Origin of the sequence: Chitinophaga sp. OAE865 (assembly GCF_040546735.1) — a bacterium.
Taxonomy (GTDB): domain Bacteria; phylum Bacteroidota; class Bacteroidia; order Chitinophagales; family Chitinophagaceae; genus Chitinophaga; species Chitinophaga polysaccharea_A.
In genome coordinates this window covers 7,621,579-7,645,618 of record NZ_JBEPOF010000001.1, presented here as the reverse complement: position 1 = coordinate 7,645,618, position 24,040 = coordinate 7,621,579, and the positions used below count along the sequence as shown (strand labels likewise).

Annotated in this window: 15 protein-coding genes and 1 tRNA gene; 10 read left to right on the top strand and 6 right to left on the bottom strand. The window is 47.4% G+C overall.

Annotated elements, in window-relative coordinates; genetic code table 11:
- Positions 1-33 precede the first annotated feature (33 nt).
- The 3 genes from ABIE50_RS30435 to ABIE50_RS30425 all read left to right on the top strand — a co-directional run bounded on the left by ABIE50_RS30435 (position 34) and on the right by ABIE50_RS30425 (position 4,609).
- Positions 34-104 (top strand) — tRNA-Gln (locus ABIE50_RS30435).
- A 458-nt stretch (positions 105-562) separates the two neighbouring features.
- Complete coding sequence (locus ABIE50_RS30430) at positions 563-1,429, top strand: ABC transporter ATP-binding protein (protein ID WP_209862724.1); 867 nt, start codon at positions 563-565, stop codon at positions 1,427-1,429.
- A gap of 9 nt (positions 1,430-1,438) precedes the next feature.
- On the top strand, positions 1,439-4,609 hold the full coding sequence (locus tag ABIE50_RS30425) for an ABC transporter permease/M1 family aminopeptidase (RefSeq protein WP_209862721.1): 3,171 nt from the start codon (positions 1,439-1,441) through the stop codon (positions 4,607-4,609).
- A 125-nt stretch (positions 4,610-4,734) separates the two neighbouring features.
- Here the strand turns inward: ABIE50_RS30425 and ABIE50_RS30420 are convergent, their stop codons facing one another.
- The 6 genes from ABIE50_RS30420 to ABIE50_RS30395 all read right to left on the bottom strand — a co-directional run bounded on the left by ABIE50_RS30420 (position 4,735) and on the right by ABIE50_RS30395 (position 13,253).
- Positions 4,735-5,856, bottom strand: coding sequence for an IPT/TIG domain-containing protein (locus ABIE50_RS30420; RefSeq protein WP_209862718.1), 1,122 nt, complete (start codon positions 5,854-5,856; stop codon positions 4,735-4,737).
- Positions 5,857-5,867: 11 nt separating this feature from the next.
- Positions 5,868-6,599 (bottom strand): DUF4397 domain-containing protein, encoded by a 732-nt coding sequence (locus ABIE50_RS30415; RefSeq protein ID WP_209862714.1) that lies wholly within the window; start codon positions 6,597-6,599, stop codon positions 5,868-5,870.
- Positions 6,600-6,613: 14 nt separating this feature from the next.
- Positions 6,614-8,254, bottom strand: a complete 1,641-nt coding sequence (locus ABIE50_RS30410) for an NHL repeat-containing protein (protein ID WP_354028246.1) — start codon at positions 8,252-8,254, stop codon at positions 6,614-6,616.
- 86 nt (positions 8,255-8,340) lie between these two features.
- Complete coding sequence (locus ABIE50_RS30405; protein ID WP_209862710.1) at positions 8,341-11,499, bottom strand: TonB-dependent receptor; 3,159 nt, start codon at positions 11,497-11,499, stop codon at positions 8,341-8,343.
- 83 nt (positions 11,500-11,582) lie between these two features.
- Positions 11,583-12,599 carry a FecR family protein gene (locus ABIE50_RS30400; protein WP_209862708.1) on the bottom strand — a complete coding sequence of 339 codons (1,017 nt, stop codon included), beginning with the start codon at positions 12,597-12,599 and terminating at the stop codon, positions 11,583-11,585.
- An 81-nt stretch (positions 12,600-12,680) separates the two neighbouring features.
- Entirely contained in the window at positions 12,681-13,253 is a 573-nt protein-coding gene (locus tag ABIE50_RS30395) for an RNA polymerase sigma factor (RefSeq protein WP_209862705.1), read from the bottom strand.
- 167 nt (positions 13,254-13,420) lie between these two features.
- Between ABIE50_RS30395 and ABIE50_RS30390 the strand changes: the two genes are divergently transcribed.
- The 7 genes from ABIE50_RS30390 to ABIE50_RS30360 all read left to right on the top strand — a co-directional run bounded on the left by ABIE50_RS30390 (position 13,421) and on the right by ABIE50_RS30360 (position 23,880).
- Positions 13,421-14,014 carry an RNA polymerase sigma factor gene (locus ABIE50_RS30390; RefSeq protein WP_209862702.1) on the top strand — a complete coding sequence of 198 codons (594 nt, stop codon included), beginning with the start codon at positions 13,421-13,423 and terminating at the stop codon, positions 14,012-14,014.
- Between the two features lie 147 nt (positions 14,015-14,161).
- Positions 14,162-15,328, top strand: coding sequence for a FecR family protein (locus ABIE50_RS30385; RefSeq protein WP_209862700.1), 1,167 nt, complete (start codon positions 14,162-14,164; stop codon positions 15,326-15,328).
- Positions 15,329-15,570: 242 nt separating this feature from the next.
- Positions 15,571-18,900, top strand: a complete 3,330-nt coding sequence (locus ABIE50_RS30380; RefSeq protein ID WP_209862697.1) for a TonB-dependent receptor — start codon at positions 15,571-15,573, stop codon at positions 18,898-18,900.
- Positions 18,901-18,939: 39 nt separating this feature from the next.
- On the top strand, positions 18,940-20,511 hold the full coding sequence (locus tag ABIE50_RS30375) for a RagB/SusD family nutrient uptake outer membrane protein (RefSeq protein WP_209862695.1): 1,572 nt from the start codon (positions 18,940-18,942) through the stop codon (positions 20,509-20,511).
- Between the two features lie 39 nt (positions 20,512-20,550).
- Positions 20,551-22,068: a redoxin domain-containing protein gene (locus tag ABIE50_RS30370; protein WP_209862692.1), complete on the top strand. Its 1,518-nt coding sequence runs from the start codon at positions 20,551-20,553 to the stop codon at positions 22,066-22,068.
- A gap of 196 nt (positions 22,069-22,264) precedes the next feature.
- Positions 22,265-22,837, top strand: a complete 573-nt coding sequence (locus ABIE50_RS30365; RefSeq protein ID WP_142686119.1) for an RNA polymerase sigma-70 factor — start codon at positions 22,265-22,267, stop codon at positions 22,835-22,837.
- Positions 22,838-22,902: 65 nt separating this feature from the next.
- On the top strand, positions 22,903-23,880 hold the full coding sequence (locus ABIE50_RS30360) for a FecR family protein (protein WP_209862689.1): 978 nt from the start codon (positions 22,903-22,905) through the stop codon (positions 23,878-23,880).
- The last annotated feature ends 160 nt before the right edge of the window (positions 23,881-24,040 follow it).

The following is a 24,040-nucleotide window of genomic DNA, read 5'->3' as shown; positions in this document are numbered from 1 at the left end:
AAAAAATTACATTTGCATCCCCGGTAAAATTGATGCCTAATAGTATAATGGTAGTACGACAGATTTTGGTTCTGTTTGTCTAGGTTCGAATCCTGGTTGGGCAACTGGAGAGCAGGAACCAATAATGCTCAATGATGTTTAAAAGCCGTTACAGTCGAAAAACTGTAACGGCTTTTTTTATGCACGGATAATAACCGCATCACTTCTGAATGCCACAACATTAATGAACAATCCTGCTTTACATAATGAGATATACTGGCAGAAAGTTGCATAGCATCTTCTTAATATTTATTAAATAATTATCGTTTTACAATAATTATTTATAATTTTATGATAATGTTTATGAGATATTGAACATTGATTTAAATGTATGAACCGGTAAAGATCGCGGACAGGCTTTATATTGACAGGATATACCTGGAACAGGATATACATTTTAAACCCGGAGCCATTTGCAGCGTCCGGGATTATAAGAAAACCAGAACAACAAAACATTATACCAACCCGAAAGCAATGCATGTTATTGCAGGGCATCCCATTGTCTAAACTGAAAAGTAAAATAATGAATAAGATATCAATTGACCAGGTTTCGTTGAGATATCCGAACGGCGTACAGGCGCTGGAAAAGGTTTCCCTGGAAATTGACAACGGCATGTTCGGGCTCTTAGGTCCTAATGGAGCTGGTAAATCTTCACTGATGAAAACCATAGTTGGTTTACAACAGCCCAGCGGGGGAAGCATCCATTTTAATGATACCGATATTGTGCGCCACCCGGAGTTCATAAAAAAACAGCTGGGCTTTCTTCCGCAGGATTTTGGGGTTTATCCCAGAGTTTCCGCCTACCGGCTCCTGGACCATCTTGCCTTGCTGAAAGGTATAGGTAATGCGGCAGAACGGAAAGCGCAGATACTGGCTCTGCTGGAAAAAGTGAACCTCTCCGCTTTCAGGAACAAGGAAGTGCATACTTTTTCCGGGGGCATGAAGCAACGCTTTGGCGTGGCCCAGGCCCTGCTGGGCGATCCTAAGATCATTATTGTGGATGAGCCCACCGCGGGTCTTGATCCGGAAGAGCGGAACCGTTTCAATACCCTGCTCAGCGAAACAAGTGAAGAAGTGATCGTAATCCTTTCCACCCACCTGGTGGAAGATGTGCGTAACCTGTGCCCGCAAATGGCGATCATAAAAAAAGGCCGCTTACAGGCATGGGGCAAACCTGCGGAAATGGTGGCGGCGCTGGAAGGAAAAATATGGACAAAGCAGATCCACCGGTCGGAACGGGAAGCGTATCAGGCCCGCTACCAGGTGATCAGTCACCTGCTTATTGAAAAGGAGATGCATATTGTTGTATATGCAAACGAATGCCCGCAAGGTTTCCGGGAACAACGGCCCACACTGGAGCATGTTTATTTTCACGCCTTATACCAATGATCAGCATTTATGAGAGCTATTTTCCTGTTTGATCTTACAAGCTATACAAGGAGCTTTTTCGCATATGTAGCCATGATCTTCCTGCTAGGTACAGGTTTCTTTTCAGGAAGCCGGTTCAACCTGTCGCCGGGAACAGGTATTTATTTTAATTCCCCCTACACCACCGGGTTTATGCTGGGGATGTTAAGTCTTGCTGTTATTTTTATTGCCACTGTTCTTGCAAACCAGTTGTTATTTAAAGAATGGGATACCGGGTTCGACAGGATCCTTTTTGTAACGCCCATCTCCCTGAAGGGCTTTGTGAGCGGGCGTTTCCTCTCCTTTTTTGTACTAACGTTCACGGGGTTTTTATTGATGGTGGCAGGCTTCATGGCAGGGCAATGCCTGAGAACAGGCCCTGAAATGCAGTCCCGGTTCAATATCACTTATTACCTGTACCCGCTGCTTGTTTTCGGGGTGGTCAATAGCCTGTTCATCTGCAGCGTGCTTTACCTGCTTGCCTGGCTTAGCCGGAAAAAGTTGCTGGTGGCCATGGGAAGTCTGATGCTATACATATTATACATGGTATTGCTGGTATTTTCCAATTCACCTTTTATGGCGGGCAGCCTGCCGCAGTCCGTAACGCTGCAGCGGGCATCTGCGCTTGCCGATCCGTTCGGGTTATCTGCCTATTTTCTGAGCAGCAACGGCTTTACAGTGCTTCAGCGGAACACAATGATAGTGCCGCTGTCCGGCTATTTCCTGCTTAACAGGGTAATAGTAACCGGGCTTTCAATATTGTTTATTATGCTGGGGTATAGAAGCGCTGCGTTTTCGGCAGGAGTGGTGAAGGGAGGGAAGACAGATAAACCCGAAGACCTGTTTTATCACTATAGCCACCCGCTTCGCTGTGTAGCCCCTGCATTTAATTTTATTGCAGGATGCCGGTCTGTGTTTTCCTTTGCACGGATGGACCTGGTTTATATCTTTAAAAATATTGCCTTGCCTGCAGCAAGTATTCTGCTGCTTTTTTTTGTGGGGATGGAGATGTATGCGGAGATTGAGAAAGGTATCCGCCTGCCTCAAAACTATGCCAGCTCCGGGTTGATGGCCACTACTATATCTGAAAATTTTCATTTGCCGGGTTTATTATTAACCGTCTATTTTGTAAATGATATTTTTTGGAGAAGCCATACGGCAAGATTCTCAATGATTGAAAGCACTGCCTTTTATTCAACATCAAAACAGGCCGGGCATTGGTGGGGCATTAGTATTTTGCTCCTGTATTTTACGCTTTTACTCATTGTCCTTGGATTATTATTCCAGTGTTTTTATCATTATTTCCGGGTAGATATTAATGCTTACCTGGGTGTTTTTGTATTTAATACTTTCCCGCTGATGCTTTTCGCGGGTTTCCTGTTGCTTATCAATACAGGCGTCGGGAACAGATACATTGCCCTTGGTATATCTGTATGTGCGGCATTGTTTACTGCCAGTCCATTATCAAAGATGTTTATCACGCAACCGCTGCTACGTTTTTTTTCGGGTTACACAGGTGTATACAGCGATTTCAATGGTTATGGAATATACCTGTCGTCCTTTGTCTGGCGGCTGGTGTCCGGCACGTGTATAATAGCGGTGCTCTGGCTTATTCATTATGCAATAAAGAACAAAAGACCAACACCGGCAATCCTCGTATGTATGCTGCTGCCGGCTGTTGCCGGGTTTATTTCGGGGAAAATATTCCTGCAGGGATATATCGCGCCAAAAAACAAGAAAGCGTTGTTGAACGATGCAGCGCAATACGAGATCAGTTACCGTAAGTACCAGCATCTTCCGCAGCCCACTGTTACAGATGTGAGCACCAGGATAGACCTGTATCCCAGGCAACATGCCTACTCTGTTGAAGGCAGTTATCTTATAAAAAATCTTACCGGGGAAATGATCAGCAGCATCCTGGTTAACTTTAACCGCGATTTCAGGATCATTAAAGCGGGGTATGTTTCCGCGAAGGAAGCCACCGGGATAATTGATCCCGTTTCTGTACTGGTTTTGAAATATCCTTTACAGCCGGGAGACAGCGCCCGCATTCATTTTGAGATGAGCTATCACGGGTGGGCGGTGAACGGTTTGCAATCTATGAACGCCATTATAGAGAATGGCTCCTTTATGCGCATCAGCAGGTATTACCCGCAATTGGGTTATCAGCCGGATAACGAAATAACAGATAGTTCTCAAAGAAAACGATATAGGCTGGGGGAGGCAACAAAAATTAAGAAGTTAAGTGATCCCAGGTCTTCAACGAATGATTTTATCCATTTAAATATGTTAATCTCAACAGACCATGACCAAACAGCAATAGGTACGGGAGAACTGGCAGAACAATGGAAGGGGAAGAACCGGAATTACTTCCGGTATGAAACACCTGTGCCTATTCCATTTCGATTTGCTTTATCATCGGCGGCATATAACCTGAAAAGTACCGTGTATAAAGGGATTTCCATCCATGTTTTTTACAATCCCCTGCATGCGGAGAATGTGGATCACCTGGTGAATAACGCAAAGCTTAGCATGGATTATTGCAGGGATAATTTTGGCCCTTACCCTTTCAGGTCCGTTACTTTTGCAGAGGTATCATCTTTCACCAGAGGTTTTGCGGCTACCGCCTATCCTGCCGTTATTTTTATGACGGAGAACATGGTATTTCATGCCAATATCAAGGCAGATAAACAGCAGGATGTTATCAATGAGCTGGCCGGGCATGAGTTGTCGCATCTCTGGTGGGGAAGCAACCAGATTGCGCCAGACGAACGGGAAGGGGCCGCAATGCTCACAGAAACATTGGCGATGTATACGGAGATGATGATGTATAAAAAGATGTATGGAAAGGAAAAAATGGAGGAACGGGTAAAAGTGCATCAGCAGATCTATGATTCGGAGAAGGGATTTTCGGAAGATCAGCCGCTGTATATGGTCACAGCAGAGAATGTGCATATCAGCTATTCAAAAGGCGCTGTTGTAATGGTAAAGCTGAGTGAGCTTATCGGGGAGGCTAAAGTAAATGAGGCATTGCGGAATTTCCTGCGCTTGCACCGGTATCCCAATGCGCGGCCCCTTTCTACCGACCTGGTGGATGAAATATTGAAAGTAAGCGATCCGCGGTATCATAAAGCTATAAAGAAGATGTTTATGGAGATATGATCAGGATGTTTGTAAAGATGTAATGCCGGGCAGGGAAATGTGCCGGCTGATCAAATGGTATAACATTAAAGCCGTCTCAGAACAGGAGACGGCTTTTTTGGTTTTAGTTATGGCGGAAGTTGTTATTACCAGTTGCCAATTGGATAGGTCATGGGACCATCTATTTCATATATGATGCTGTTACCACACCGGTGCTTCCTGATAATGTGCCGTTGCTGGCCAAACTCCTGTATGGGCTGGTCTGCGCCGGTATTGAGCGTGGAAAGCACATATCGCCCGCCGTTCCCTTCCCTGATCACAATAAACGCATGCCAGTCGGGGAAGCCGTCAAAGTATTCGTACACATAGTTTGTGTACTCAGAAGGATAGAGTTTGTCGGGCTCCGGTTCAGTGGTTCGTTTCAGCACGCCGTTCAGCAGGGCGTTGAAATTAAAGCCTGCATTGGGTGCATCGCTGTATTGATAAATGCCTATTGCATTCATCGCAATATTATTGGGAAGGAACATGATGCAGGGGATCTGCCCCGTGAGGTATTGGCGAAGCGTATCGTTCAGGCTTTTGTTTGCAGGTGTGAGCGACATGTAATCCATTACTGCACCGGTAAGATCCATACCAGGGTCTTTTTGCAGGTATTCGAGAATGTTATTGGCGGCAATGTTAACGGGCCTCACTGCCACGGTCAGACCGTCCTGCCTGTACTTCGGGCCATTGTAGGTTTGCCAGCTTAATGCCGCATGAAGGCCCGTACCGGTGGGAATCACGATGCGGGCGGTGTCGGGCTTCACAGCAGTAATAGTAACAGGCACACCGTCGAGCCACACTTTCAGCGCTGCTGCATCATAGCCGAGATTTTCGCCGGTAAGGAGGATCGTGTCGCCGGCATAGGCATAGCGGGGATTGGCGGTCTTTATTTTGGGAGAGCCAATTACTTTCACTTCGGGCCACTGAGTGGTTTGTGGGCCGATATGTACTACAATGTTGCCGGTGAATATTTTTTCAGGAACCAGTAATTGCAGTTTGGTATCGGACTGATTGAGAATACGGGCAGGGTGATCGCTGATGAAAACCTCCGTGGTATAGTTGGGGAGTTGAAGGTTTTTGCCGGAAAGCTCCAGTGTATCGCCCGACTGGACAGTTTCACGGCTTATTGCTGTGATTTCCGGTGATGGCAGTGCAGGAGCTTCCTCTTTGTCCTTCCGGCAGGATGCCATTATTCCTAGTATGATAACGGTATAGACTATACGCATTTTTCAGCTGTTTAAAAATTGATAATTGCAGACATGTTAATGGTGGTGTTGGGATCTTCTCCCTGCTGCTGTATGTATCCCCGGAAGATGAAGGTATAGGAGCGCCCTGCATACATGGCAAAGGCTTTCCGGAGCAGGTGTGGCTCATCTTTCGCGGCGCCTGTCCTTTTTACCCGGAAGGATGGATTCTCAGCAGGTGCTACTTCTGTAAAAGGAGTAATGGTTTTATATACCAGGCTGTCCATCCCGCTCACTTTTACCGTATCGATAAAAAAATCCACCGGTCCGCTGTCGGGCGACAGGTGTACGAACCTGATGCGTGCATTGCGCTCGGGGCGGTCGGCCATATTTTCTTCAGACATCAGTACCTGGTAATAGCCCAAACTATCTGCCAGGTAAAATGTATACCAGGTGTCCTTTGCCAGTGTGGCATATTTCTCCACGATCTTTACCTGGCCGCTGGTATCGGTAAAGCCTATGCGGTGTTTGCCGGGGGCTACCCAGTTATAGCTGGCATTGTTGAACATCCCCATCCCGGAGCCATTGATATCATTGTAGGCGCGTGTTGTTATAAATGCGGTATCTACAAACACCTGGCTTGGTTTGCCGATAAATGCCGTACTGCCGTTATAGATCATCAGGTGGGTGATTTCAGGAGATGCCGGTATTTCAGTGGACTTATTGCAGGCGGTTATCCAGCAAAAAGTGAGTAATAGCAATAATTTAAAAAAGCTGTTTCGCATAGCAGGATCGTTTATTACCGGGTGATGGAGATGGTGGATAAATGTATCTGGTCAAAGAAATCATATCGCGTGTAGCCTACATATAGTTTCCCGAACTGGTCGAACAGGATACGGCTTACCGCACCCACAATGGCCGTTTGACCAGGCTGGGGCTTTGTGGCGTCTGATGTGCCTTTATAACCGGCTATTTTGTACACCATTTCTTTATTTACATCAATTTTATAAATGCAGCGGGGCTCTTCCACATAGATCTGTTCATCATACCCGATGAGAATATTGCCATCGAAATCTGCATCAAAGGAAGTGATGGTGCGCATATCTACTTCTTTAAAAGTGCCGGAGTACAGGAAGTGATCCGGTGCGTTCACCGCCTTTCCAATGATAGTGGTTACCTCTTTGGTGAGCGGGTTGTATTCCCGTATGCATTCTTTCATTTCAGCGCTGCCGGCTCCCTGAGCAAGGTATATTTTACCGTTCCCTCCCAGCACAATACCCCTGGGAGCGTAGATCCTGGCTTTTGAGCCGAAGCCGTCTGCCGTGTTGGCGCTATTGTTCACATAGGCGCCGGCTTTTATAGTTTCCGGGTGGGTGCCGTCGTTGTCATAAAATACATAATCTGCCAGGTCGTCTATTGCGCCGGCCTCTGTTGTTACCATGCCATCGGCAGATATTTTCCGGAGCACAGCTCCTCCTCCTGCGAGGCCGCCATCAAGGAAATAGAGATTACCTGCCTTATCCAGTTCCATACTTTGCACAGCGCCAATCATCGCCTTATCCGCGGGCCCGTCCACGATGGCTTCGTAAAGCATACCGTTGTCGAGGCAGTATTTGTCGTTACGCCCTACCAGTGTTTTTACTTCATTAGTTTGGGGATTGATCTTCAGTATGCGGTGAAAACGTAATTCGTATTCTATAACGTCGGTAGTGCCTGGCAGTGTAATACGCGTCAGCGGGGCATTGGTTACCGCGAGATAGATGGTACCATCTTCTGCAATCTTCATGGCATCGATGCTGTTCAGTTTAAGATCACCCAACTTCGTTGCAAATTCATTGCTGCCTCCGCCACCGAGCGTAACGATGCGGTTGCCGGCAAATTTCCGGATGGTCATATTCCGCCTGTTGTAACCATGATCCGGGTTATAATCAAAAGCCCCGTTGTCAATAAAATAAATGGCTCCTTCCTTATCCATGCCCATATCATGTACTGCGCCCACGGTAGCAACGCCCACGGCCCCGTCTACCGGTTCCAGGGCAGCCCGGGCTGTCATCAGCAGTGGGCTTACGGTCACATCGCCGGGATAAAGGATATCAGGCTTCTTTACTGTGAATTTGAAGGGCGCGCTTCTAACGCCATTTACTACAATGTAGATGCTTGTTTCGCCGATCTGTGAAGAGTCGGGCACCAGCATCCTGAAAGTATCGGCTACAATGGTTTCTTTATCGTCTGTGTATTTGGATATGGGCACATCCAGTTGAGTTTGCCCATGCGCGAGTATGGCTGCTTCAGCGTTGCCTATAAAAATTTTCATATTGGCATCCGGTTCGCCGGACTTTACATAAAGGGTGATTGGCTCACCACGCATGGCAATACCGGGGGTAGTGGTGGAGGTCTTAACAATGCCTGATTCTTTCTCCCCGTTTATCCAGTTCTTCATTGAATGTTTTTTTACAGGAGAAGCATACCGGTAGTAAGAGCAGCAGGTAATATTTTATGTGGTTCATATGCACTGATTGGTCAGGATTAGTAAATAAAATTGAGACCAAAAGAATAATAAGGTCTTGGGCTGAAAAGCTGGTATGGCCTGTCTTTTGTCCAGTTGTCGCGATCTTTCACAACCCCGTCATATTTGTAGTTGCGGTTAAAGTCCAGGAATAATTCCCGCTTCTGATCCAGGAGGTTTTGCACGCCGGCTTTGAAATGCACATGTTTGTTCAGGCGCTGGCTCCAGGTAAAATCAAGCAGGTGCTGGCGGCGCTGCATTACATCCGGGATGCCGGTGATCTGTTCACTGGGCCGGTGGCTGTTGGTGCCCAGTAGTACGATCATGGGGCCTGTAACGTTATAGCCGAGGGATATTTTGGTACCGATGGCGGGATCTTCATAATTCAGCGACGAATTAAGGATGTAAGGCGCCTGTCCCTGCAGCGGGCGTTTGCGGCCTGTCTGGTTTCCGTCTGAGCCCTGGGGTTGCATATCTACACGGCTGTATATCCATGCCCCGTTCATCATAAAGGAAAGGTTGCGGAAGAAGGCGCCGGGTATGAAGCTGAGGCTTTTACGCATTTCTGCTTCTATGCCATATACTTTTGTCGGGCCGGAGTTGATAAACCCGATTTCGTTGATGAATGATGCGTAGTAATTTTCCCTGATCAGGATTTGTTCAATAGGTTTATCCAGTGTTTTATAAAAGAAGCCGAGGTTGAACATTTCGTTTTTCAGCATGCTTTCCGGATACCATTCCAGCCGTATATCATAGTTGTCGATATTAACGGGATGCAGCGCAGGGTTACCTACATACATCAGGTAGTTTTCTATATCAGCATAGGGGAATGGGGCCACTTCACGGAACTCGGGACGGTTAAGTGTTTTACCATATCCTGCGCGTATAATGATACGCTCCGCCGGTTTCCAGTTAAGGTTTATGGAGGGGAGCATATGTGTGCGGGAGTTTTCTACCACCAGGGGATAATTGGCCTGGCCGGCCATCAGGGCGCCAATAATCCGGAGGCGGTTGTTTTCCACCCTCAGGCCGCCAAAGATGGAAAGATTGGAATGGGGGATGCGGATGTCTGTAGCCAGGAAGTAGGAGAGGTTGCGGTTATCTGCAAAATAGCTGTCGTAAGGACTGGTTTCTTCAAACCAGGTATGGCCGGTATTATCTGGCCGGAAATTGTCCGGCGACATATAATGATCCAGCATATCTTCTGTGAGTTGATAGCCGATATGGCCGTTTTCAAAATCACCGTTGTATGCAGTGCCTTCGTTCAGCCCGAACTGGCGCAGGTTTACCCGTCTTTCTTTCTGCTCGAAAAAGAACCCTGCTTTTGCCGACCACCAGGGCAGCAGCCAATGCTCTGCTTCTGCATTGGCCTGTGCGGTATTTTCGTTGATACGGGTGTAAATGCGGCGTATGCCGAAGGTTTGGGCTGCGCTGCCCACCAGCCAGGGATCGCCGGCGATATGCTCAGGATAGGTACTGTCCTGGCTGTTCCGCCGGTACCATATTTCACGGGTATCAGGATCATTCCTGCGCACCAGGGTATACCCTGCATTGGCAAAGAGGTGGGTGTTTCCTTTGTTCTTCAGGTTCCAGTAGGCGCTGAGCTGGGCTGTATAGAGGAAGGTGCTTTGGAAGATCAGCTGGTTGTCTTTACTCTGCCCGGAATAATCACTTTCTCTCGACAGGATATACGACATCATTTGTTTATTGCCCAGCTGGTTGGCAAACTGTTTTAATTCCAGGTGCGCACTGTCGCCAACAGGCAGGGTGTTTTGCTGGATAACAGTGATGCGTGCGGACTGTGTGCCGCTGCGGATCACGCCTTCCGACCCATTTGAATTGCGGCTGTCGTATACCGGGATCGTATTGTTTTGCGTGGTATTGGTGTAAGCGATGGAGGTGAGGTTGTTGATATGTTTGCGGCCTACTTTCCATGCATCATAGTAATTGGCCAGTATCCGTTTATCGAGATCGGTTTTTATTTTGAATGATTTAAAATTGTTGGGAAAGGCTTTCCAGTATTGTGCATTGTCTTTTGGGTTACCGGTATTGAACTTTACCAGGTCAGGTAATCCGGCAGGCAATGCACGTGTACCATCGTCGAAACCCAGCACATCATAACGGCCGCCTGCATAAGTGGGCATATCGCTGAAGTTGGAGCCGGGGCGGTACTGAGCGGAGAGTTGCAGATCGAACTGCCGTGTGAGCTGGCTTTTCTTCGTATATATTTTTACGACGCCTCCTGCAAAATCCCCGGGAAGATCCGGTGCGGGGGATTTATAAATAAGGATACGATCTATCATGCTGCTGGCGATCTGATCGTAGGAAAAGGCTTTACTGTCCAGCTCCGTTGCGGGAGCGATGTTATCGTTCAGAAAGGTAACATTATACCGGCGGTTAAGTCCGCGTACAACAATGAACCGGTCGTTTGTGATATTCACACCGGCTACCCGGCGCACCACTTCAGCCGCATCGCGGTCCATGCTGCGGGAGATCTGCTCATTGGAGATGCCGGATATCACGCTGCGTGCCGTGCGTACTTCATCTACCAGCTGTGCATCCGTGGTATTGATCACCTTACGATGTGGAATACCGGTTACCACTACTTCCTTCAATCCGCGTTTGGGCTGTAATTTAAAGCTGGCTTGTAACGTAGCCCTGGCTTCCACCTTCACGCCGTTCAGACTGCCCGTTTCGTATCCAACATAACTGAACAGAAGGTTGTATTTGCCGGGCGGAATTTTGTCGATCGTGTAATATCCCTTTTCATCTGTAACAGTGGCGAAGGAAGTATTGGCCACTCTTACGGTAGCGCCGATCAAAGGATCACCGCTTTCAAAATCCACTACACGGCCGGTGATCCTGCCCGGTATTATCTGTGGTTTGGGCGATACGATGATATTGTTGCCATCTATCGTAAACTGCATGGCGGTGTTGGCAGAAAGCCGGTCGAGGCAGGAGTGTATGCCTGTACGACCGGCAACGGTGATAGGGATGGTTACGATCTTCTGTTTTACAATGGCCGGATCATAAATAAAATGAAAGCCCGTATGGTCTGCAATACGGTTCAACACAGCCTCCAGTGTTTCCTGCTGTTCCACGATAGCTTTCGCGGCAAATGAAGGGAGCAGGGACAGCAGGAGCCAGCCTAAGCAAAAGTGTAAAATTCTGTGATACATATTTGTTTTTTATGGGACAATAAGCGACCTGCCGCAGTTTTGCTGCGGTTGTACCAGGTCCGGGAATGAATATGAATGTTTGGTTATCGCATATTAATAAGCACTGTATCCCCTTTTTGTACAAAGTGAATATTTCGGCTGATGCTTAACAGTTCCAATACTTTTTTGAGCGGCACGTTTTTGTCAAAAGAGGCGGTGAACAATTCCTTGCGGCAGCGATTGTCTGTAAATACAAAAGAGACATCGTAACGGGAAGAGAGTATGGCAGCAATATCCTGCAATGACTCTTCGTAAAAATTCAGTTCACCGTTGATCCATTTGCTGTACCTGGCGGCTGATACCTTTTGCACTGCATAAGTGCGATCAGCCGTAATTGTCAGCTGCTCATCGGGTTTTAGCAGGATGGGCTGTGGCGCAATGCCGGTATGCACGGATACTGATCCCGTGAGCAGCGTGATACGCATGCCTTCTTTTTCTGTATAGGCCTGTATATTAAAGGACGTGCCGAGCACCCTGGTTTCCACTCCTTTACTTTTTACAGTGAAAGGGTGGTTGGCATGATGGGTTACATCAAAGAAAGCCTCGCCTTCTGCAAGTACAATTTTCCTTTCGTGTTTATTATAATCTTTTGGGACCAGCAAACGCGACTGGCTGTTAAGCACCACCGTTGTGCTGTCTGCCAGCAGGATGCTGCGTACCTGGCCAATGCCGGCATCTATGGTATCATACAAAGGCCCGCTTGTTTGCGCTATAGCAGTTGTACCGGCGGGCCGCATGATATAATAAAGCGATACAGATACCAGTGCCAGTACAGTTGCTGCTGCCACCACGCTGCGTACATTAAGCGGGCGGCGTTTGGGCTGTATGGTTGTATGGATCTCGTTGCTGAAGCGCCCGAAAGCCTGCTGATAGCCTTCGTCATAAACGCCTATCATTTTATATAGTTGTTCCGCTTCCCGGAATATGTGCGCCATTTCGGGATGTGTTTTAAACCAATTGGTCCAGTAGCGTACATCCTTTTCGGGCGCGCCCTTGCAATAGTTACAGAATGAGATGTCAGATAAAAAGTCTTCCGGCAGTGCGTAAAATTGTTCTTTCAACGATCCTGTGTTTATAGTTCCGTTAGTAGGACAAAGCAGGAGGCTGGATTTCCATGGTAGAAAAACGGAGTTAACGATTCCTTAATATGGGAATGTGGGTTTGCCCTTCAATTGCTTCCGGAGCGCTGTGAGGGCTTCATGCACATAGTTGTAAGCCGTTTTTACAGGCTGTCCGGTGATCCGGGCAATATCTTCGTAGCTGTATTGCCGGAAAAAACGCATCTCTATCACCTGCCTGTACCGGGGCGGGAGATTCTGCAGGGCACGTTGTAAATTTTGCTGCATGGCTGTTTCATCTGCATTGCGTATCAGTATTTCTTCATAGGAGTATTCCACGCCATCCATTTCGCCGGGCTCGTAGGATACTGTTTTGTTTTGCTGCTTTAAGGCAGTGAGCAGCCGGTTGCGCAGTGAAACGGTAAGGTAATTTTTCAGATGCAGGATCTTTGAAAGTTCGTCTTGTTTTTGCCAGCAATGGAGAAACAGCTGGTGGATGCAGTCGCGTATCAGCTCCTTATCATCCGTAAGATAACAGCCTGCGGCAAACAGCATATGATAATGCGTCTGGTATAGTTGTAAGATGGCATCCCTGTTATCCATTTCATGTATAAGCGATCCGGTGTGCTCAAAGTTACCATATCGGCTGGGAGGCACGTTTTAAGAAATTGTTAAGCCTGCGGGGCATCTCAACAGAAAAAGAAGTAAAAGAGAATGGAGTGGATTTGGGGAGATGAACAAGTTGTATATCTTTTTTCAGTTCTTCTTTATTAAAAAAAGAAGAAGAGAATGATTAAATTGCTCCCGGTCTAACTCAGGAGATATTGCGCGGTGCCAAGTTTTATATAGCAAAAGAATTACTGATCAGTATATCGGAAGGGGACGAAGTGGCTTTTCGTGAACTTTTTTATGGGGCTCTTCCCTGGCTTACTTCTTTTATACAAAGGATGGTTAAATCGCCGGAGGGGACCCAGGAGATTGTGCAGGAAACCTTTATCCGGATCTGGCTGAGCAGGGATAAGCTACCCGGGCTTCTTGAACCGCAGGCATGGATTGTGCGGGTAGCCAGCAATGAGTGCTTCACCTGGTTCCATAAACAGGCGGCGCTTCGTAGGGTGACCGGTATCAACGAAGAGGAAGGTACTGCAGCTGCCAACTACACGGAAGACCGGCTACAGGTGCAGGAAACGCTGCAGCTGATCAGGGAGGCGGTGGCTCAATTACCGCCGCAGCGTAAAAAGATCTACCAGCTGAGCAGGGAAGAAGGATTGAAAATACAGGAAATTGCCGACCGCCTGCATTGTTCTCCCAGCTATGTGAAAAATACGCTTAGCGCCGCGCTGAGCTTTATCCGCGGACGCCTTACTGCTGCCGGTAAAATACTTTCTCTCTTATTTTTCCTCTCCTTAACACACTGAAAATAAAGTACTTAATTTTTATTTCCTGTTATTTTTAAAAAAAGTGAAAGGCCGATGAGTACCAACGGCCTTTTTTTCATTCTTTATAATATTACGCTGCCTGCCGGCGTGCACCTGTAATTATTTTACTACGTTTTGAAAACCACTATGGAACAGAGAATTATTTTTTTATTGAAAAAAAGCAGGGAGGAAGTATTGACTGCAGCTGAGGAGAAGGAACTGACCGCTTTTTTTCAGGATGAAGCTAACCGGGAGCTGTTTAACAGCGCTACTGCCGCATGGCCGGTAGAGATCCCGGGTGATGAGGCGGTGGATACTGTAAACTGGGAGCCTGTGCTGCAGAATATACTACTGGCAGATAAACCGGGAAATACTCCTGTGAAGATAATGTACCGGAAATGGTGGCAATATGCAGCAGCGGTAGTATTCATCGTGGCGGCATCGGGCGCATGGTTCCTGTTACAGCACAGAAAGCAGGTAACGCATCATGTTCCGGAAGTAGCCGCAGCTATAGCACCAGGCGCCAATAAGGCCTTGCTGCAGTTATCGAACGGGAAAACCATTGTGCTTTCCGATACGCAGAATGGCGTGGTAGGCCGGCAGGGGAGTGCACAGATAGTAAAAACAGATAATGGTGTATTGGCGTACCAGCGCGGAACAGCAGCTGCCGACAATACCGTGGAATACAATACAATGATCACACCCCGGGGCGGGCAATTCAGGATTGTATTGCAGGATGGGTCAACGGTGTGGCTAAACGCCGCCAGTTCTTTAAAATACCCGGTGGAATTCAATGGCGCAGAGCGGGTAGTAGAGCTTACCGGGGAGGCCTACTTCGAGGTAGCAGCCAGGCTTGGTCAGCCTTTCCGGGTAAAATCGAAAGGACAGGAAGTATTGGTGCTGGGCACCCATTTTAATATCAATGCTTACCCGGATGAAGCAATGACTGCCACTACACTGATCACAGGTAAGGTAAAGGTATCCGGCGCAGGATATGCCGGCGTGTTGCAACCGGGGGAGCAGGTACAGCAGCAGGAAAACAGCCAATGGCAACTGCTGAGGAATGTAGATACAGAAACTGTGATGGCCTGGAAAAACGGGTATTTTTCTTTTAACAAGGCCAATATTGTTACAGTGATGCGGCAACTGGCCAGATGGTATGATGTGAATGTAATATTTGAAACCAAAAATACAGAACAGGCCTTTGTGGGTGAAATACCCCGCAACGTAAGCCTGGAGAAAGCTTTAGAAATACTTCAGTTCAGTAATGTTCATTATGTAATAACAGGAAGAACAATCAGGATCATCGATTGATTAATTAGCCAACTACGATTTATTATCAACCAAAAAACAACCAACCATCAATGAAAAAAAATACGTCATAAAAAAGAAAACAGAAGTGCTTGCAACACTTCTGTTTTTAATCCGGGTTTACCGACAACTATCCGACTAAAGAAAGTTTAATCAATTCACCCAAACATTACAAATGTATGCAATTATGTAATTGCTATCGGCATTTCTTTGCCCGTTCCCTCCTTAAAAAAACGATGCTCATTATGAGATTGAATTTTTTCCTGATTGTTGTGCTTTGCCTGCATGTAAGCGCAAAGGGGGTGTCTCAGGAGATTACATTATCATTGAAAGAGGCTTCACTTGAAAAAGTACTGTCAGGTATTAAAAAACAGAGCACTTACCATTTTTTTTATGATGCCCGGCTGCTGCGGGAATCCATGCCTGTAAGTGTGCAGCTGAAGAACGCCACGCTCCGGCAGGCACTGGAGCAAAGTATGCAGGGGCAGCCATTTACCTGGCGTATTGATGAAGATAATAAGATGGTGGTCATCGGCAGGAAAACAGTTACTGTAACACCGCTGATAAACATTGCAGTAGCATCAGGTACGATAACCGGTGTGGTGGTCGACGATCAGGGGAAGCCCATACCTGGAGCTACCGTGAGCCTGCGGCCATTCAACCGGGGGACCGCTACTAAAGAAGACGGCTCCTTTGCTTTTAAAAACCTGGCTGCAGGCAATTATACCATCGTAGTGACTTTCGTAGGCTACGGATCTTATGAAAAAAATATTAAAGTAGGCGCCACCCCGGTGGAACTGACCATTGCACTGAAACCGGTACTTACGGAATTGAATGCTTCTGTGATCGTTGGTTATGGGGTCACTACAGCGCGTAACAAAACGGAATCAATGTCTTCCGTAAGATCAAAGGAACTTACAGAGAATCATTCCAGCATAGCAGTATCGGACATGCTGGCCGGCAGGTTGCCGGGATTATACGCGGTAAAGTCCGGTGGGGCACCCGGCTCAGGTTCCACGCTGTTTGTACGCGGACTGAGCACCTTTAACAACTCAGCGCCGCTGGTGGTGATAGACGGTATCCCCGATAGAAGGCTGGACGACCTGAACGCCAACGATATTGATGTAATATCGGTATTGAAAGATGCTTCTGCGATTTCCGTTTATGGCGCGCGTGCCGCTAACGGGGTGATACTTGTAACTACAAAAAAAGGAAACATCGGTAAGCCCAGTATCACTTTTGCCGCTAACGTGGTGAACCAGCGTCCTACGCAGTACTACAAACAGATGAATGCTTTTGAGTATGCCTCCACCTACAATGAAGCACTCAAAAATGAAGGGTTGTATCAGCCCGGCATAGGTATGGGTTTCAGTGACGAAGCCCTGCAGAAATACAAGGATGGTTCCGATCCCGACCGCTACCCTAACGTGAACTGGATTGATGAAGTACTGGCCACTTCCTTATGGCAAAGCAACTATAATCTTTCGGCCGCAGGTGGAAGTGAAAATATCCGTTACTTTATTTCAGGAGGCTATTCAAAGAACAACGGGCTGGTACCGGTGGAAGGTTACAGCCGCTATAACCTGCGCAGCAACCTGGAAGCAAAGGTAACACGCGACCTGAAAGTGACGATGAATTTAAGCGGCTCCTTTAGCAAGCAGGATGCGGAATCAGTGTATGGATCAGAATACGTTATTTCGAATATGTACTCTACGCCTCCTATCCACGCCAACCGCTTTACCAACGGATTATATGCCATGGTACCGGAACAGCGGGGCAATGCTTACCAGCAATCGATAGGCGCATCCGGTTATTATCTCACTAATACCAATATCTTTAATTCAGTAGTTAACCTGCAATATGATGTTCCTTTTATAAAGGGCTTGTCGCTCAAAGGAAACGGCGCTTTTGATAAGCTTTATTCCTTTGGTAAACGGTTTGCTACACCGTACGATATGTACACTATTGATGCGGCAGGAAACTTCAGAAAAGCAACACCCTATCCAACAGAGCCTTACCTGAGGGAAACCTTTGCGCAAACACAGAGCCTTACACTGGAAGCCGGCGCACAATACGACCGTTCGCTGGGTAAGCATGATTTATCCGGTTTACTGCTCTTTACGCAAACCAATAACACGGGCGACAATTTTAATACGCAGCGTTCGGGCTTTGTATCATCCAGTTTATCGCAGCTGGACCTGGGAGATCCTACACGGGTAACCAACGGAGGCAACGGCACACAGAATGCGAGAAGGGGCCTGGTAGGGCGTTTTTCTTATAACTATGCGTCGCGCTACCTGTTCCAGTTTAATTTCCGGTATGATGGCTCTGATATTTTTCCTCCTGATCACCGGTATGGATTTTTCCCGTCGCTCTCTGCAGGCTGGGTTTTATCGGAAGAACATTTTATGGATAATGTATCCGATAACCTTGATTTCCTGAAGCTGAGAGCTTCCTGGGGACAGCTGGGTAATGATCGTGTAGATCCGTACCAGTTCCTGACTACCTATGCCCTGGGAGCTACACCGGGATATTCTTTGGGAGGAACTGTGCCTCAGTATTATCAAACGCTATCGCCCAATGTACTGCCTAACCCGGTATTTACCTGGGAGCGTGCTGTGATCACCAATGTGGGAGTGGAAGCGCATTATAAACAGGACCTGTTCAGACTGGAAGCAGATTATTTCCAGAAAAGAACAAAAGATATCCTGGCGCCGCCGGCACAGCAGGTACCTGCTATAATTGGCATTGGATTACCGGATATCAACAGCGGTATTGTAGATACCAAAGGACTGGAAATTACTTTAAGTCATACGCAGCATTTCGGGAAGTTCTCTTATTTCATCTCCCCCAATTTTACCTTTAGCAAAAACAAGATCGTTTACTACCCGGAATCACAAAGTATCCCTGAGTGGCAGAAGATCAGCGGGAAATCTATCGGTTATTTTTATAACAGGGTAGGCACCCAGGCAACAGGATATATTTCTGAGGGCTTATACCAAAGTGAAGATGAAATTGCCAAAGGCCCCAAACCACTTTATCCTGGCACAGCTCCCGGTGATATTCGGTATAAGGATGTGGATGGCGACGGCGCTATTACAGCCAGGGACCAGGTAGCTTTTGGCGCTGCATTTTTCCCCAAGATCCAGTATGGTATCAGTTGGGGCGTTAAGTACAGCAGCCTGGAGCTGAATGTGCTGATGCAGGGCGCGGGCAATGTACAGGGTTATGCGTATAACAATCTCCCGGCTACAACGGATAAACTGGATCGCTGGACGCCTGATCATACCAATGCTTCCTATCCACGTTTATGGTATAATAACCAGAATAATGAAGAACGCTCTGATTACTGGGCCCGTAATACGGCCTACCTGCGTGTTAAGAACATGGAACTGGCTTATAGCCTGCCAGGCACTGTGCTGCAGCGTATTGGTGCAAAGAGCTTGCGTATCAGTGTTAGTGCAAATAATCTCTTCACTTTCACTCATTTTAAATCATTTGATCCCGAAAGTGCAGGACAGGTACGCGACCCGCTGATGAAATCGTTCGCAGCCGGCGCCACGCTGCAGTTCTGATCTGTGAAAATGAATTTATTGAACATCTAATGCTCTCAAATGAAAAGATTAATCAGCTATATAGCCCTTGCTGTAACAATGGGAACAGTTGCCTGTAATAAAGAGGCATTGAATAAAGGCCCTTTGAACCTCTACAGCGACAGCAACGTATGGAAAGACAGCGCCCTCATTGGCCGGGTAGTACTGGAATCATACAGTAAGATACATTCCATTTATGACGATGCCGGCAACTGGATGATCTGTGATATCACTGATGAAGCCAAATGCGCGAAGTCGTTCCTGGAAGCCAACCTGGTGAACTCCGGGCAGTATTCACCATCTTCCAATATCAACACCAGCATCTGGAACGACACTTACATTGCAGTGCGTAACTGCAATAACGTGTTATCGCATATGGATGATATGCCGCTCAGCGCAGCCGGAAAACAACAGATCAAAGGTGAGATGCTGTTTCTCCGGGCGTTGCATTACATGGATCTCTATTTTACCTTCGGGCGTTTCCCGATTGTGGATAAAGTATTATCGCTGGATGATGAGCTGTCGATTGGTCGCGGTACCGATGAAGCCTGTGTAAATTTTATGGTGAAAGACCTGGATGATGCAGCCGCTGTTTTGCCTGGAAGCTATCCGGCGGCTTCTACAGGCCGTGCTACCCGTTTTGCCGCATTGGCCATGAAAGCAAGGCTGTTGCTGAATTATAAGGACTATAACGGCGCTGCTGCCGCCGCCAAAGAAGTGATAGACAAAGGCGGGTTTTCCCTGTTCCCGGATTATGGAGCTATGTTTTTCCCGGAGAATGATGATAACCGTGAAGTGATCTTTAATAAAGAATACGCAGGGGATCTGAGCGGGCAGGTACATGGACTCGACGATTACAATAATTCCACCTATTTTACCGGTTTTGGCAGTGTGAGAGATTGCCCTACGCAGAATATAGTAGACCAATACCTGATGACGGATGGTAAACCCTGGAATCAATCGACATTATATGATCCCGCGCATCCATACGCCAACCGCGATCCGCGTCTGCATGCCAGCGTTATTTACGATGGTACCACCTGGATGAACACCGTAATGGACCTGAAACTGGGCTCTGCTATGAATCCCGGAACTTCCAGCACAGCTATCACCGGTTACCTGCTGCGTAAGTTTATGAACCCCAACTATATTTTCGGGGGTAATAATACCAATTATCAGAACTGCATCATGATGCGGCTGGGTGAAGTGTATCTCAACTATGCAGAATGCCAGCTGAAACTGAATAATCCGGGTGAAGCGCGCACTTATGTAAACCTTCTCCGTAAACGGGCGAATATGCCGGAAATAACAACCCAGCTCACCTGGGATGATTATGTACGCGAGCGCACCGTGGAACTGGCATTTGAAGGCCAGCGATTCAATGATATACGGAGATGGGGCACCGGTAAAACGATGATAGGGGCTGCCATCAAATCCATGCAGATAGGCATTGTAAACGGTGCCAGAACATATACCGCCGTACCACTGGAACAGCGCTTCTTCGAAGACAAGATGTATTATTTCCCCATACCACAGGATCAGCTACAGAAATACCCTGCGGGGAAAGTTCCAGAACAAAACCCTGGTTGGTAATTATCTACATAAAATTATACACAGTCAAACACCAGCATTATGAAAATCACTTTCAAGCATTTAAGCGCATATACCATTGCAGCAGCAGCGTTGCTGTGCCTGCCCTCAATGGCAGGCGCCCAATCGAAACAAAAAGGCGACAGCCTGGTTGGCGTTATCAATAAGCATCCTGAGAATATTGCTGCCCACGAAGCTTATTTAATGGCAATGAGGAAAGACAGCGCTGGCGTTGTAAAACAGTACCAGCGATGGATAAAGCAATTTCCCAAGGTGGCAGCTGTACAATACGGTTTGGGCAGATTTTATACAGGCATGGAAAGCCCCGCAGCACGGCCATTTCTACTAAAAGCAGTAGAAATGGATCCCAAACTGGCGGATGCATGGCAGGAATTATCTGTTGATGCAGAACGCTGGGGAGAATTTGACAAAGCGAGGGAATTTATGGGCAAAGCATCTGCAGCAGACCCAAACAACCCGGATTATTTTTTCTACTATGCCAATGCCTTTGAGAAAGATAACCCGCAGAAATACCGCGAGATGTGTAATGAGCTGATCAAAAAATTTCCGGAGAGCCAGCGGGGCGCACAGGCGCTGTACTGGATAGCCTTCCGTGAACCGGATCTGCAGAAAAAGAAAGCGTTGTATGAACAGATGCGCCGTGATTTCCCGGTAACAAAATTCAGCTGGTCCAATTCCGGTATGGACGAATATTTTGATTTGCTGTTATCCGAAAGCCCTTCGGAAGCCTTGAAACTGGCCTCAGAACTGGCTGCTACACCCGGTTTGGAAGCAGAAAGCAAAGACGCCTTTGAAAAAGATGCAAAGCTCGCGAGGCAGTTTGTAGCCGCTGAAAAATTACTGGCAGAGAACAAAGCCGGTGAGGCAGCCACAATGCTGAATGAAATAAAAGCCAAGAGATGGGGCAGCATGCCGCAAACACTGGCGCTGCTCAAGGCTAAAGTAGCCGCTTCCGGAGGACATCCGCAACAGGCGTATGATACCCTGATGAAATACTATGCCGCCACACCCGCCAGGTCGCTGAAAGCGCCGCTGCTGGCATATGGCAAGGAAGCCGGCAAAACGGAAAGCGCTGTTTACAGTGATCTGAAACAACGGTTAAATGCTGATGCCAAAGAAGCATCTTTTTCGCTGGAGCAGTACCTGGCAAGCGGTAAAACCACCATGCAGGACTACAAAGGGAAAGTAGTGCTGCTCACTTTCTGGTTTCCCGGTTGTGGCCCCTGCAGGGGAGAGTTCCCTCACTTTGAAAAAGTGCTGAAGAATTTCAAAGGTCAGCCTGTTTCCTATTTAGGCATTAACGTGGTACGCGATCAGGATGAATACGTAGTACCGTTTGTAAAGTCCAGTAAATACAGTTTTATACCGCTGAAAGACGTGGAAGCAAATCGGAAAAATCTGCCGGCGAGAGGTGCGCCTACCAATTACCTGATTGACCAGGATGGAAAGATCATCTTCAAAAATTTTATGATCCAGAACCATGATGCAGAGCTGATGCTGGAGGATATGATCAGGTTGTTGCTCGAAAAGCAGGTATAAAATTAATATTGAAACCCCATTTATGCAGCAGGGCTGGCCGTTAGGCCGGCCTTGCTGTTTTAGGAAGCTTAAACCCGGAAATGCAATATGACTTTTATGGAAGATGACCGCTCATCTTTTTTGCCTCAACCATAATAATTTAACCCCTATATTTATCCCCGGTATTCCATCTCACTATAAAAAATTATAATCAACCATGCCGGCCATTGAGGGGCAAACAGATGAAGCTTTGTTGTTGTTGTTACAGTCGGGTGATGAACAGGCGCTTAGCCTGTTGTACAAGCGGCATTGGGAGCCCCTGTTCCTGTTGGCCTACCAGGTGCTGAAAGACAAGGAAGCCTGCAAAGACCTGGTGCAGGAACTGTTCACAGAGCTGTGGCAAAGATCCCATCGTATCCGGCTGAATGGCCCCCTGAAAGCATATCTCTCTGCCAGCATCCGCTACAAAGTGTTTCGGTATATCAGGCAAAACCCCGTGCGGGAGGAACTGTTTGACCACCTGCTGGAACGGATGGAAACCGCTTCCCCGGAAAGTGAGCTGGCCGTAAAAGAGCTGCAATCTCTCCTGAACACCCTGATAGACAGTCTCCCCGAAAAATGCCGGGTAATATTCCGGATGAGCCGTGACCAACACCTTTCCTATAAAGAAATTGCACAGCAATTGAACCTTTCGGTAAAAACCGTTGAGAACCAGATCAATATTGCCCTCCGTAAGCTGCGCTCCGCCCTCGGCTATGCCTTGCTGCTGCTCCTGCTGATCAATAAGTAAAATTTTTTTTGCTCCTGCTTTGGGGGTAGCCCTTCTTTTTTGTCACTAATGATAAAATACCCGGTATGAACAGACAGGAGTTTTATTCATTGATAGATAAATGGATGGACGGATCGGCGAGTGAAGAAGAGGTGGAGCAGCTCATGAACTATTATCACAGCTTTAAAACCACGCAGGAGTGGAATGAAGCGGAGCTGGGCACCAAATCCTTGCTGGAAGAGGAAATGGAGCAACAGTTGTTGTCCCGTATCCGTGTTGCCATACCGGAAGCAGCGCCGTTTAAACGTACCTGGTGGCCAAAAATAGCTGCCGCCGCAGCAGTATTGTTTGTATTGTCGGCAGGCGGCTGGTGGTATTTCCAGCGCCCAGTGGCGCCAGCACCTGTTCATTCCCTGCAACAGCTGGTGGCCACTAAAGCGGGAGAACATAAAAAGATACAGTTGCCTGATAGCACTACCGTTTGGCTTAGTCCTGCTTCCACACTGGCATATACAGATGCTTTCGGGAAAGAGAACCGCGAGCTCACGCTGAGTGGCGAAGCCTTTTTTGATGTAAGCACCAATGCGGTGAAGCCTTTCATTATTCACAGCGGACGTGTAACCACACGTGTACTGGGAACCTCCTTTAATATCCAGGCGTTTGATGCACAGCCGGATGTAGCTGTAACGGTGCTGACCGGTAAAGTGGCGGTGGGCAATGCTGATAGCGCGGTGCATGTATCTCCCAGTGAGCGGGCTGTATTCAGCAAGGCAACGGGCACTATCAGGAAGGAAGACGGGGTGGCTGCTGCTGGCCTGCTCAGCAGGCGTGAGGGCATCCTGAAGTACGACAGGGCCGGTTTACCTGAAGTGGCGGCTGAACTGGGATATTATTACAATGTAAAAATTGAGATCAAAGGAAAGATCTCCAACTGTTTTTATTTCGGGGAATTCAATACCAACGGCACTTTAGAGAAAGCATTGCGGCAGTTGTGCTTGTCGCTCAACGCCACTTTGGAAAACAATGGCAGCACGTACATCATCAGGATGGATAAGGAATGTTAAACGTTATGAAATAAATCACCCGCCTATGCATAAGGAAGCGGCACCTACATAAAAAGAACCTCCCTTGCGGGAGGCTGAAAGTTAAGTCTTAACGCTAGTTTGCCACACTGGCCTGGTAACCGATGGCAGCTAGTTTTTACTCAACCTTAATCTACGTAAA